General features: G+C 50.3%; 10 protein-coding genes, 1 pseudogene and 2 other annotated features. Of the genes and pseudogenes, 10 read left to right on the forward strand and 1 reads right to left on the reverse strand.

Features of this window, described 5'->3' with window-relative positions; all coding sequences use genetic code 11:
- Positions 1-85 precede the first annotated feature (85 nt).
- Positions 86-859: a 4,5-DOPA-extradiol-dioxygenase gene (ygiD, locus tag TX77_RS12045; protein WP_044505332.1), complete on the reverse strand. Its 774-nt coding sequence runs from the start codon at positions 857-859 to the stop codon at positions 86-88.
- Positions 860-1,138: 279 nt separating this feature from the next.
- Here ygiD and folP point away from each other — a divergent pair, with 279 nt between their 5' ends.
- From folP to TX77_RS12095, 10 genes and pseudogenes are all read left to right on the forward strand, one after another.
- Positions 1,139-1,975: a dihydropteroate synthase gene (gene folP, locus TX77_RS12050; RefSeq protein ID WP_044505333.1), complete on the forward strand. Its 837-nt coding sequence runs from the start codon at positions 1,139-1,141 to the stop codon at positions 1,973-1,975.
- Between the two features lie 121 nt (positions 1,976-2,096).
- Positions 2,097-3,338: an ATP-binding protein gene (locus TX77_RS12055; RefSeq protein ID WP_044505334.1), complete on the forward strand. Its 1,242-nt coding sequence runs from the start codon at positions 2,097-2,099 to the stop codon at positions 3,336-3,338.
- A gap of 142 nt (positions 3,339-3,480) precedes the next feature.
- Positions 3,481-3,721: a binding site (T-box leader), on the forward strand.
- 90 nt (positions 3,722-3,811) lie between these two features.
- Positions 3,812-4,822, forward strand: coding sequence for a ketol-acid reductoisomerase (gene ilvC / locus TX77_RS12060; protein WP_044505335.1), 1,011 nt, complete (start codon positions 3,812-3,814; stop codon positions 4,820-4,822).
- 55 nt (positions 4,823-4,877) lie between these two features.
- Positions 4,878-6,574, forward strand: a pseudogene (gene ilvB, locus TX77_RS12065) (biosynthetic-type acetolactate synthase large subunit).
- Positions 6,571-7,074, forward strand: coding sequence for an acetolactate synthase small subunit (gene ilvN / locus TX77_RS12070; protein ID WP_044505336.1), 504 nt, complete (start codon positions 6,571-6,573; stop codon positions 7,072-7,074). The pseudogene ilvB and the gene ilvN overlap by 4 nt, the downstream one beginning before the upstream one ends.
- A gap of 44 nt (positions 7,075-7,118) precedes the next feature.
- Entirely contained in the window at positions 7,119-8,771 is a 1,653-nt protein-coding gene (ilvD, locus tag TX77_RS12075) for a dihydroxy-acid dehydratase (RefSeq protein ID WP_044505337.1), read from the forward strand.
- Between the two features lie 107 nt (positions 8,772-8,878).
- Positions 8,879-9,892 (forward strand): bile acid:sodium symporter family protein, encoded by a 1,014-nt coding sequence (locus tag TX77_RS12080; RefSeq protein WP_044505338.1) that lies wholly within the window; start codon positions 8,879-8,881, stop codon positions 9,890-9,892.
- Positions 9,893-9,993: 101 nt separating this feature from the next.
- Positions 9,994-10,671: a DUF554 domain-containing protein gene (locus tag TX77_RS12085; RefSeq protein WP_044505339.1), complete on the forward strand. Its 678-nt coding sequence runs from the start codon at positions 9,994-9,996 to the stop codon at positions 10,669-10,671.
- Between the two features lie 63 nt (positions 10,672-10,734).
- Positions 10,735-11,310, forward strand: coding sequence for a uracil-DNA glycosylase family protein (locus TX77_RS12090; protein ID WP_044505340.1), 576 nt, complete (start codon positions 10,735-10,737; stop codon positions 11,308-11,310).
- A gap of 141 nt (positions 11,311-11,451) precedes the next feature.
- Positions 11,452-11,704, forward strand: a binding site (T-box leader).
- Positions 11,705-11,789: 85 nt separating this feature from the next.
- On the forward strand, positions 11,790-12,785 hold the full coding sequence (locus tag TX77_RS12095) for a bile acid:sodium symporter family protein (RefSeq protein WP_049917374.1): 996 nt from the start codon (positions 11,790-11,792) through the stop codon (positions 12,783-12,785).
- Positions 12,786-13,335 lie beyond the last annotated feature (550 nt).

The following is a 13,335-nucleotide window of genomic DNA, read 5'->3' on the forward strand; positions in this document are numbered from 1 at the left end:
AATGCGGCTTGAAGATACTTTTATAGCTTCAAGCCGCATTATTGCTTTTAGGGGTGTATTTCGTTACAGCCCCTTTTTATACTGATTAAGCCCACACGAAGCTGGCCATGGAGAGAGACCCCATGGTGCAGGTGTTGTTAAATACGGTGGCCGAATCTTCTCCGGCGGCGCCGAGACAGTAAAGCAGCGGCATATAGTGGTCCGGTGTAGGAACGGAGTAGGCTGCGTTTTCGTGTTCTTGGTAGTTGATGACGGCATCGATATTGCCGTTAAGGACGTTGTCTACGATGTATTGGCTGAAGTGTTCTGCCTGGTCGGAACCGCCGCGGTTGTTCCATTCGATTCGCCGCAGGTTGTGGACAATGTTGCCGCTGCCCCAAATCAGGTATCCCTGCTCGCGCAAGGGGGCTAATTTTCTCCCGATTTCGACACACTGTTCCGTTCTCAGATGGCTGTTTACCGAGAGCTGTACGACGGGGATAGAAGCATCGGGAAACATATGAACCATGACGCTCCAGGTTCCGTGATCGATGCCCCAACTGTCGTTGATAGAAACGTCGCTGCCCAGGCGGTCACAGACTTCTTTCGTAAGGTCTGAACAGCCTCTGACGGGATATTTAAGCTGGTAGAGTTCTTCCGGGAAGCCGTACATATCGTATACTTGACGTGGTTTTTCGGCGCTTTGAATATATGTACCCGGCGCATACCAATGGGCGGATATGGCTAATATGGCTTTTGGCTTTTCCGGGCTGTTTAGAATGTCGGCGCCGATTCGCTGCATTTCGCGCGTAAGATCATTTTCATCGATGGCCAGCATGGGGCTTCCGTGTCCGATGAAGATAACAGGCGTCTTTTTCATATAACAAATCCCCCTTTGTCTTGTAATTCGTAAATATAAACCCCTTTTAGTATATCATATACATACTTTACGTCAACAAAGGGCCTTGTTTCATATATTCAATTGAGAGAAGTGTTTTACTGAAAAACAAGTGCCTTTTGAGAATGGCCTTATTGCCCGGAAGTCCTTATTTTGGTATACTACATAGTAACGTACAGGTTACGGACTTTTTTTTAGGGATAACGACTGTGCGTCCTTTTGGGCGCCCGAGTTATCTCTTTTTTTATAGGAGGATTTACCATGGAAATTCGTCACTATCGCTGGAATGATGGAAAAACGCTGACTGTCGGAGAAAGAACGCTGATTATGGGGGTTTTAAATTATACGCCTGATTCTTTTTCGGATGGAGGCAAGTGGAATGATATCGACGCGGCCTTATGCCATATGGAAGACATGGTTGCCGATGGGGCCGATATTATCGATATCGGTGCTGAATCGTCCCGCCCGGGCTTTACGCCGATTTCGGCGGCTGAAGAAATTGAACGATTGGAACGAATACTGCCCCGCCTCGTCGATGCTTGTCCGGTGCCCATTTCTGTCGATACGTATAAAGCCGAAACGGCAGACTATGCCATGAGCACGGGAGCCCATATCATGAACGACATTTGGGGCCTGCAGTATGGGCCGGAACCGGGAAAAATGGCTTCAGTTGCTGCAAAACACGGCGTCCCCGTCGTCGTCATGCACAACCAGGACAGCACGGAATACGGCGACATCATAGGCGATATGAAGCGCTTCTTTATTCGTTCGTCCATGATTGCCGACCGGGCCGGGATGCGTCAAGACCAAATCATTACCGATCCGGGCATCGGTTTTGGAAAGACTTTTGAACAGAACGTCTATGTCATGAAGCACCTGCGCGAATTGACGGCCCTGCCGTATCCCATGCTGCTGGGGACGAGCCGTAAGGGCTTTATCGGAAAGATCCTCGACCTGCCCGTAACGGAGCGGATGGAAGGGACGGGGGCGACATGTGTGGCCGGAGTCCTTTCGGGATGTACTATCATGCGCGTTCATGATGTAAAACCTATTGTTCGTATGTGCCGCATGGCCGATGCCTTAGTGGATAACATTTGATGAAAATAGTATTATTTATGCATAGATGGTGATCTGCTTCTTGACCGCTGTCCATTCTGGAAGTATAATAGCCCAAATACTGCGGACGTCAAAAGCGGTGCCACAAGGGGGAGATGGTTCTATGAAGTGTGAAAGTTTACGAGGCCTCGTCGTTTGCCGGGATTTTTTGAAGGATCCTGTCATCAAGGCCTTGATGGATGTTCAGGAAGATACGGATCAAGAGGCTTCGTTTTCACGGCGAGCCGGTGCGGCCGCCTTATTGGAAGCGGCTGAACGGTTGGGGCTTCAGGGCAATGTGCTGCGCCAGTATTTTTTATACCTTTTTTCTGAGGGACGTACGGTAGCTGCCGATGTTATGGAACGGGTCGGTACCGCAGGTACGGGACTGACTCGGGCTTTGGCTTTCGATATGAAACTGATATTTCCGTACTTACAGCGTCAGCCTTCTGACTTCTTTGATATCGAATATTTAGATGATTATGAGCCGGCTTCCGTCACAAACGACGCCTGCATTCGGTCCTTAGAGAAAGCTTTTCAAGGGGCGGATACGCCGGAAAAAGCCACGGCCGTCCTGCTCGATTACTATGCCGCCTTCGGCCGCGGGAAACTTGCTCGTTTCATGGCCTTTCGGTTGTCTGATGACGGTCAGCTCATCGGGATTGAAAATTTCCCGCACCTCGATTGGAATGATCTCATTGGCTATGCTGCCCAGAAGGAAAAACTCATGGCCAATACAGCGGCTTTTGTCAGCGGGAAAGAAGCGAATAACGTTCTCCTTACGGGATCTCGCGGTACGGGCAAGTCGACGGCAGTCAAAGCCTTGGTCTCACGATATCATGAACAAGGACTGCGCCTGGTTCAGCTTCAGCGTGACCAGCTTCAGGGACTACAGCCCCTGATGGAAAAGTTGGGCGCTATCGGCAGCAAGCGTTTCATCTTGTTTCTCGATGACCTGTCTTTTGATGAAAATGAAGCGTCTTATAAGTACCTGAAATCGGCCATGGATGGTGGTGTTACGCCACAACCCCAAAATGTGGTTATTTATGCAACTTCCAATCGCCGTCATCTGCTCAAGGAGACCTGGCATGACCGCAATGATGAATGGGAAGAAGTCTACCGTGACGATAACACCAATGAAGCCATTTCTTTATCAGACCGTTTCGGCCTCATCCTTCATTACGCAGCGCCGACGCAGGATGAATATCTGGAAATCATTGGCCATGAATTGAAAAAAGCCGGCATTGATCTCGCTCCGGAAAAGCTGCGAATCGAAGGGCTGCGCTGGGAGATGGAACATTCCGGCCGCAACGGGCGGATTGCCCAGCAATTTGTGAAATGGTACCTCAATAATCGGGACTCCTAAAAATATTAGGAAGTCAAGCGTTTAACTAAAGAATTTCAGATTAATTTCAAAAAAAATCATTGACAAACGAGGCGTCATTTTGTAGAATGTGTTCAAGCTTTTCAAACGAGCCGAACTGATAAGGGCTCGCAAAAGCATAGAGTAAAATCTGATGACGGGAAAGAGTAGGTCCTTCGGATACTTTCAGAGAGTCGGCGGGTGGTGCGAGCCGATAGTGAAGATCGATTGAAAATCATCCCTGAAGAGGAGTGCTGAAGTATACTAAGCACTGACGACTTTTCCACGTTATAGGAAACGCGTATGTTGGTACGTTGTAGAGAGCCTGGCGCAGCAATGAGCCGGGAATCAGGGTGGTATCGCGGAATAAAAACTCCGTCCCTCATAGGGATAGGAGTTTTTTTGTTACCTCTTTCGACGCATCTCTAAATTCCAACGAGAATAAATTATTTTATACTCAAAGGAGCGATGTTATTATGGCAAAGGTTTTTTATGATCAAGATGTAAATTGGGATGTCATGAGAGGTAAGAAGGTAGCTGTCGTCGGTTATGGCAGCCAGGGTCATGCCCATGCCTTGAATTTGAAAGAAAGCGGCGTAGACGTCGTCGTCGGTTTGTACGAAGGCAGTAAATCTGTCGAAAAAGCAAAAAAAGCCGGCCTTGAAGTCAAGACCGTTGCCGAAGCCGTTAAAGAAGCGGACGTTACCATGGTCCTCATTCCGGACGAAAAACAGGCGGATGTCTATGCTTCTGAAATCGCTCCGAATTTAAAATCCGGCAGTGCCCTTGCTTTTGCTCACGGCTTTAACGTTCACTTCAAACAGATTGTCCCGCCGGCTGACGTCGATGTCTTCATGGTAGCTCCGAAAGGCCCCGGTCACCTCGTTCGCCGTACTTTTGTAGAAGGCGGCGGCGTTCCGGACGTATTCGCTGTTGAACAGGATGCGACGGGAACTTGTTTTGATTTAGCCCTGGCTTATGCCCGCGGTATCGGCGGCACGCGTGCCGGTGTCATCCAGACGACGTTCCAGGAAGAAACAGAAACGGACCTCTTCGGTGAACAGGCCGTTCTCTGCGGCGGGATTTGCCAGCTCATCACCAACGGTTTTGAAACGCTCTGCGAAGCAGGGTATCAGCCGGAAATCGCTTACTTTGAAACCTTCCATGAAATGAAATTGATCGTCGACCTCATGTATGAAGGCGGCATGGCCAAGATGCGTAAATCCATCAGCGATACGGCTGAATATGGCGATTATACGGCCGGCCCCCGCGTCGTAACCCAGGCTTCGAAGCAGGCCATGAAAGACGTCCTCAACGACATCCAGTCCGGTGCCTTTGCCAAAGATTGGCTCCTCGAAAACAAGGCCGGCGGCCGGGCTCACTTCTTAGCTATGCGCCGTCAGCACGCGGAACATCCTCTCGAACAGGTCGGTGAAAAGCTCCGCGCCATGATGCCCTGGCTCCACAGCAACGATCAGAACGACTAATTTCTTCATGGTCCATAGACCATGCGCTTAATGACATGATAACGAGGTGAATAGAATGAACATGACCGGCGCACAAGCTGTCCTTGAATGCTTAAAGCGAGAAGGTGTAGTGTCGTATTCGGCTATCCCGGCGGAGCCGTCCTAACCTTATACGACGAATTATATAAAGCGGAGTTCCCTCATATTTTGACGGGACATGAACAGGGAGCTGTTCACGCTGCCGACGGTTATGCTCGAGTGACGGGGCGCACCGGAGTCTGCTTTGCAACTTCCGGCCCGGGAGTCTGCAACATGGTGACCGGCATTGCGACGGCCAATATGGATTCTATTCCCTTGGTTATCATCAGCGGTCAGGTCGCGACGCCACTCATCGGCCGTGACTCCTTTCAAGAAGCTGACATTTCCGGTATCACGACGCCCATTACCAAGCATAATTATCTCGTAAAGGACGTCAAAGAATTGCCGCGGGTCTTGAAAGAGGCCTTCTACATCGCTTCGACAGGCCGGCCGGGACCGGTCCTGGTCGACATTGCCAAAGATGTCTTCGACACGTCCTTTGAATTTGAATATCCAAAGGATGTTCACCTTAGAGGTTACAGCGGCAATCAGGAAGGCTGCCAAGACGATGTGGTCCGTGCCGTTAAGTCCCTGGCTAAGGCAAAACGGCCGGTCCTCCTCACCGGCGGTGGTGTCATCTTATCGGAAATGGCAGAAACCCTGCGCACTATCGTGCAGCCGCTCGGGATACCGGTCGTAACGACGCTCATGGGGAAGGGCAGTATCCCTGATGATTGGGATTGCCACTTGGGAATGGTCGGCATGCATGGCTCTTACGCCGCCAATATGGCCGTTACCCAGTGCGATTTGCTCCTTGCCGTCGGCGTCCGCTTTGATGACCGCGTTACCGGCGACGCTGCGAATTTTGCGCCGCAGGCAACCATCGTCCACTTCGATATCGATAAGGTTGAAATCAATAAGATCGTCCATGCCGATATCAGTGTCAACGCCGACCTTCGCTGGTCTCTGCCGCGGCTCTGTGAGGGGCTGAAACCTTATGGACAGTCCCTTTATGAAAGATATGAAGGGTGGCGGCACGTCGTTTTATCCATGAAGAAGGCCCATCCCTTTGCGACCCGTCATCTGGAGGGAACCATCTCTCCGCAGGCGATTTTTAATGCCGTTCAGGCTGCGACCGATGAGGATACTATCATCGTTACCGACGTCGGCCAGCATCAAATGTGGTCGGTCCAGTTCTTCAACCTGAATAAACCGCGGCATTTCGTTACCTCCGGGGGACTGGGGACGATGGGGTACGGCCTTCCGGCAGCCATGGGTGCTAAAATCGGCTGTCCTTCATCTACGGTCGTCCTCTTTACCGGCGACGGCAGCATCATGATGAACTGTCAGGAATTTGCCACACTCCATAAGTACGGTGTCGACGTCAAAGTCGTCGTTCTCCACAACAACGTCTTGGGCATGGTCAATCAGTGGCAGCGCATGTTTTACAGTGGTCACTGTTCGCAGTCGGTCATTGCCGACAATCCGGATTTGACGGCCCTTTCAGCAGCCATGGGTGTTCCCGGCTCCTGTGTCCGCAATCCGGAAAAACTGGATGAAGCCGTATCCTGGTTATTCCAAACGGAGGGACCGGCCCTGCTCGATGTATTCATTCCGCCTGATGAAAATGTGTATCCCATGGTTCCCGGCGGAAAACGATTGGATCAAATGGTATTGGGAGGTGAAGGCCAGTGACGAAACAGCACCTGGCACTACTTTGCGACAATAAGCCCGGCGTACTGACACACGTCGCCGGCCTCATCAGCCGCAGAGCCATTAATATTGAATGTATTAACGCCGGGTACACGGAGGAATCCGATGTGACCCGCATCAATATCGTCGTGTCCGTCGAAAACCGATGGGAACTCGACCAAGCCGTTAATCAACTGTCAAAACTCATCGACGTCATCAAGGTGGTAAACCTTGATGACGCCCCCTTTGTCAGTTATGAACTGGCCATGATCAAGATACGGAGTCTGACGCCCGAAATCCGGGAAGAATTGACCAATATTGCGAATTTGTTCAAGGCTAAGATTGTCGATGTCCAGCGACATTCGCTGACCATGCGCATTACAGGCCGGGAAGATCGTATTGAAGCCTTGCTTGAAATGCTGAAAGACTATGAAATCATTGAAATTGCCCGGACGGGCCAGATTTCTCTCTCTCGAGGGGAAACGGCCGTGAAGGATATGTAATAGATATGCTGCTGCCAGTACGGTATAAAGAGAGGATGGATATTATGCGCAGTGATGTTGTAAAAAAAGGGGTTACCCGAACGGCCCATCGGAGTTTGTTCCATGCCATGGGCTATAGTGATGAGGATTTGAAGAAGCCTTTGATCGGCATCTGTAATGCCTTTAATGAAATTATTCCGGGGCACGTCCACTTAGGCGAAATTGCCCAGGCCGTTAAACTTGGGGTAGCCGCTGCCGGCGGTACGCCTATCGAATTTCCGTCTATCGGCGTCTGTGACGGCATCGCCATGGGTCATCGGGGCATGAGTTTTTCCCTTTCGAGCCGCGAGTTGATCTGCGACTCCATCGAAGCCGTAGCGACGGCTCATGCTTTCGACGGCTTGGTCCTCATTCCGAACTGCGATAAAATCGTGCCGGCCATGCTCATGGCTGCGGGCAGACTCAACATCCCGACTGTCGTCGTCAGTGGCGGTCCCATGCTGGCCGGTCGCTATAAGGGCCGCAATATCAGTGTCAGCACGATGTTTGAAGCCGCCGGCAAGGTCGAATCCGGCCAGATGACGGCTGAAGAAATGCATGAAATGGAATTTCACGCCTGCCCGGGCTGCGGTTCCTGCTCCGGCTTATTTACGGCCAATACCATGAACTGCATGACTGAAGTCTTGGGCATGGGCCTTCCCGGCAACGGGACGATCCCCGCTGCTTATACGGGCCTTCGCCGCATGCTGGCCAAAAAAGCCGGTGAAGTCGTCTTGGACCTCGTCCGCCGCGATGTGAAGCCTCGGGATATCATGACCCTCGAAGCTTTTGAAAACGCCATTGCCGTCGACATGGCTATTGGCGGTTCTACCAACACGGCCCTGCACCTGCCGGCCATTGCCCATGAAGCTGGGGTACAGCTGTCCCTCGACGAGTTCGATGCCATCAGCCGCAAGGCTGCCTATATCTGCAAGATGAGCCCCGGCGGAACCTATCATATGCAGGACCTCGATGAAGCCGGCGGTATCTGCGCCGTCATGAAGGAAGTCTCGAAGTTGGGCTTGATTCACACCGACGCTAAGACCATTACCGGCACCGTAGGCGACCGCATTAAAGATGCGGAAGTCCTCAATCGGGATGTCATCCACTCCGTCGACAATGCCTATATGAATAAGGGTGGGATTGCTGTCCTTAAAGGGAATTTAGCACCCCTAGGATCGGTTATCAAAGAAAGTGCTGTCGATGAAGACCTCTTGGTCTATAAGGGAACGGCCAAGTGCTACGATGCTGAAGAAGATGCTATCGAAGCTATCATCCGCGGCGACATCAAAGAAGGGCACGTCGTCGTCATCCGCTATGAAGGGCCGAAAGGCGGGCCGGGCATGCGAGAAATGCTCAATCCGACGGCAGTCATCACCGGCATGGGCTTGAAAGTCGCCCTCTTGACGGACGGCCGCTTCAGCGGTGCCAGCCGCGGTGCCTGCATCGGCCACATTTCACCGGAAGCGATGGAAGGCGGTCCCTTGGCCTTAGTTCACGACGGCGATACGATTTCTATCGACATTCCGAATCGTAAACTGGAACTGGAAGTCAGCGATGAAGAACTCGCTAAACGCCGAGCTGCTTGGAAGCAGCCGGAACCGAAGGTCAAGACGGGCTACTTGTCACGGTATGCTAAGCTTGTTACGTCGGCCAATACCGGCGCTGTCATGCAGTAAGACTGAATGCTATCTCCTGCTTCCGTGCCCTTCGCTTATGCTGCGCAGGGAATGGGGCAGGAGATTTATTTTATCTGAATATAAAATAATATGAAAAGGGGCTTATTATGAAACAGGTTTGTGCTCTCATCGGTAAGTTTTTTGGCGTCATCGCCATCATCTTTCTCATCATCGGCCTTACGATGCCGACGAGCTTTTCTTGGGTTTTAGGCCATGTCGGCGGCATTTCCGTCTTGTCGGTTCTCTTGGGCATCATCATGTTTGGCATGGGCATGACCATGAGCGCCAGCGATTTCGTCCTCGTTTTGAAGCAGCCTAAGGACGTATTTTTCGGCGTTTGTGCCCAGTATTTCGTCATGCCGTTCCTGGCCTTCGTCCTGGCGACCGTATTTCGCCTTGATCCGGCTCTGACGGCAGGCGTCGTCCTCGTCGGGACCTGCCCGGGCGGTACGTCGTCCAATGTTATCACCTTCATGAGTAAAGGCGACGTTCCCTTATCGGTCACCATTACCAGTATTTCGACCTTATTGTCTCCGGTCTTGACGCCCCTCTTGACGTATCTGATCATCGGTCAGCGTATTTCCTTTAATCCTGTCAGCATGTTCTTATCCATCGTACAAATCGTCATCGTTCCTATCGCCTTGGGGCTTTTAGTCAAGCGCTTTCTGCCGAAGCTTGCCGGAGCTGCTCTCGACTATCTTCCGGCCGTGTCAGCCATGGCTATTTCCTTCCTCATCGCCGGTATCATCGGTGCCAGCCGCGATTCCATCCTCAACAGCTCGGGCCTTATCCTGTTAGTCGTCATTTTGCATAACTGCCTCGGCTATGCCCTGGGATTCTTTATCGGTCACCTCTGCGGCATGAGCTGGAAAAAGATGGTTGCTGTATCCATCGAAGTCGGCATGCAGAATTCGGGCTTGGCCACGGGGCTTGCCAAAACCCATTTTGCCGCCCTTCCCATGGCAGGGGTCCCCGGCGCGATTTTCAGCGCTTGGCACAATATTTCAGGGGCAGGCCTTGCGTATCTCTATGTCAACTACCTGAATAAACGTTTTGATGATAATTATGAAGCAGATGACAGGCAGACGACAGGTGCTTCGCTGTCGCCGGCTCATAAGTAATGGCGTAAACGTATTTTGTTTTATAAAAAGGTGTTGCTTGATGTTCGGCAGCACCTTTTTTTGCTATAATGAACGTAGTCTAAAAGTCAGGAGGCAAGTTTATGATCGGTGTTATTGTCAACGCAGTGACCTCATCCCTGGCGGCAGTTATTGGGGTCGGATTAAAAAATCGGATATCTGAGCGATTTACGACTCCCGTTCTGTGGGTCATCGCCCTGGGACTGGCGGCTATGGGGATTCAAGGGGCCGTCCAAAGTCAGAATATGCTCCTCGTCTTGGCCAGTATGATTATCGGTACGGTCCTCGGGACGGCCATCCGAATTGAAGACCGGATGAATCAATTCGGGGAATTCCTTAAAAAGCATTTGAGCCGCGGAGACGATTCTAAATTCGTCAAAGGGTTTGTGACCTTGTCCATGATGGAGACCATCGGTGCCATGGCTATTATCGGACCCATTCAGGCCGCCCTGGGGAGCAACGACTTACTCTATTTTAAAAGCGCTATCGACGCCGTATCGTCTTTTATTTTCGGCGCCTTATACGGACTTGGCGTCGTCCCCGTGGGGATTGTACTTTTTGTTTATGAAACGATATTCTATGTATTAGCGACCTTCTTGCTGCCGCTGATGACACCCGATGTCGTCCGCGAACTCAATGCCGTCGGCTGCCTCATGATTTTGGCCATTGCCCTCAATATGCTTCAACTGACGAAATTTAAGGTCGCTGACTTTTTGCCGGCCTTATTCATACCCATCATATACTACAGCTTTTTGATATAATCTTTTGTGGGCAGAGATCTGGAATCAGGTTTCTGCCTTTTTATCGAATGGAGGGAATATGTTATGAATTTGCAGGACATCATTGATAAACTTCGCCAAGATGAACGGAACAAAGACTATACGGAACGGGGGATTGACCCTATCTTTCAGATTCACGAGGAAGCCAGAATCTTGATCATCGGACAGGCTCCGGGGCGAAAGGTAGAAGAGTCGGGCATTCCTTTTCATGATAAGTCCGGGGAAACCCTGATGGAATGGATGGGAATCGACTCCTCTGTTTTCTACTCAACAGCCGTTTCCATCATGCCCATGGACTTTTACTACCCCGGCAAGGCGAAAACAGGCAATAAGCCGCCGCGCAAATTTATTGCCGCTGAATATCATCCTGATATCTTATCTCTCATGCCCGACCTGTCCCTGACCTTACTGATTGGGAAATACGCCATGGATTACTATTTAAAAGGAAGGAAGGGGCGTAACCTGACCGAGACGGTAAGAAACTTCGAAGCCTATTTGCCCGATTATTTCCCACTCGTCCATCCCAGCCCGCTGAATTTCCGCTGGCAGGCGTCTAATCCCTGGTTTAAAGCTGATGTCGTACCGGTTTTACAGCAAAAAGTGGCGGATATTTTGGCATAAATAATTATTTATCCTAAGTTAAACGTTATAATAAGCGGGATTACATTTTGTAAAACTTAACTTAATGATAAAACATGGAAATAAACTTAATAATCTATTGACTACTGATGGCGATGGCTGTATAATTACAACAACAAATACAGAACAGTGTTGAATGGAAGAAGTAATGTCGGGAACGCCATGACAGAGACCTGCTGAAAGCTGAGAGGCAGGATGGAATACGGACATGAAAAATCATCCAGGAGCTGCTGCCCGAACGCAGATTTGCCAGTAGACGCAGCCGGCAGGCAACCGTTATCCAGCCAGGCATTGGAAGGGAATATCCGGAGATGCTGGAAAAGTGGTCGTTATGACAATAAGAGTGGTACCGCAGAGTGAAGGCTTTGTCTCTTTTTAGAGGCAAAGTCTTTTTTTGCTCCATCAAAACCGTTTGCGTATTTGTCTATTATTTAGTGTAATGTGAAAGGATGTGCCTTACTATGATGGATTTCATCGGAAAATTAAGCGGTTTTGTTGGGAAGAATTTAACGTATATCGTTCTCGTCGTCGTTGTGGCAGCTTACTTTATGCCCAGTGCCTTTTTATGGGCCGTGCCGCATACGGTCCTCCTCTTGGGAATCATCATGTTCGGCATGGGCATGACTCTTCATGCCAGCGACTTTAAATTGATTGTTCAGCGGCCGAAGGAAGTCCTCGTCGGTTGTGCCGCTCATTATACGATCATGCCCCTCTTGGCGTATGGCCTGGTCCTGGCCTTTGAAATGCCGCCGGAAATGGCTGTCGGTATGATCCTCCTCGGTTCCTGCCCCAGCGGTACGGCATCGAATGTCATGGGCTTCTTGGCGAAAGCCGACGTGCCTCTTTCCGTTTCCATTACGACCTGCTCGACCCTCTTGGCGCCGATCATGATGCCCTTTATCGTTTGGGGTCTTGCCGGTCAGTGGGTTGAAGTCTCCTTTGTGGCCATGACCATGACGGTCATGAAAGTTATCTTGGTCCCCTTAGTCCTCGGCCTTTTGGCTCATCGCCTGATGGGGGAAAAGCACGTCGTTTCTTTGTCGAAAATCTTGGTTCTTGTTTCCGCTTTTGGTGTTTTGGTTATCCTCGGCGGTGTCATTGCTGTCAATGGCGCTAAGATTTTGGAAATGGGACTCTTTGTTATCGTCATGGTCCTCCTTCACAATCTCGGTGGCTTCCTTCTGGGATATGTTGTTACCGGAAAATTGGGGTTCGGGAAAAAACAGCAGCATTCAGTTACCCTTGAAGTCGGGATGCAAAACGATGCCCTGGCCATTTCCTTAGTATCGGTATTCTTTGCCCCGGCCGTCGCCATTCCGGCCGCCGTCGGCGCTCTTGTTCATCAGGTAACGGGATCTATCTTGGCAGGCCTCTTTGCTCGCCACATGGATGCCAGAGAAAAGAAACGTAATGCGGCCCTCCAAGCGCAGGCCGTTGCCGTTCCGGGCAACCATTAATCATCTGTTGTCAGTATTCTTTATTCCGTATATAATGGACTCATAATGAATATCGGCTCGTTTCTTACGGCTAATGCCGGCATGGCTTCGCCGTTGGACCTGTGTTTAGAAAGGGAGATGTTGCGTTATGGGTGGCCGCTATGAAGTAAGGTTTCGATATAAAACTACGAGCAAAACGTCTCGAGGCAGTGTCAGTTCCACCATGGTAAACGCTTCTAGTGCTTCCGATGCACGAAATCAGGTTATTGCATCGCACAGCAGTGGGAATGGAATCACGGTTATCTCAGTGGTGAAAAAGCGGTAATCGAATAAAGGTTGATAGAATCTAAACTTGAGAGGCTCCTCTTTAACGTCGGGACCGGAATAAAATCTGGTGCGGCTTAAGGGGAGCCTTTTAGGCATAGATTATGTGTCTCTGACGGGTGTGTCGGTATGATTTTCCTCGGGTCTTGTCCGAGGGCTACGGCGTCAAAACGTAAATGTTATAAAAATATTTTTACATCTGAAATATATAATATTTATGTATAAGAAAAGAATAGCTTAAAATAAT

Source organism: Megasphaera massiliensis (genome assembly GCF_000455225.1).
Taxonomy (GTDB): domain Bacteria; phylum Bacillota; class Negativicutes; order Veillonellales; family Megasphaeraceae; genus Megasphaera; species Megasphaera massiliensis.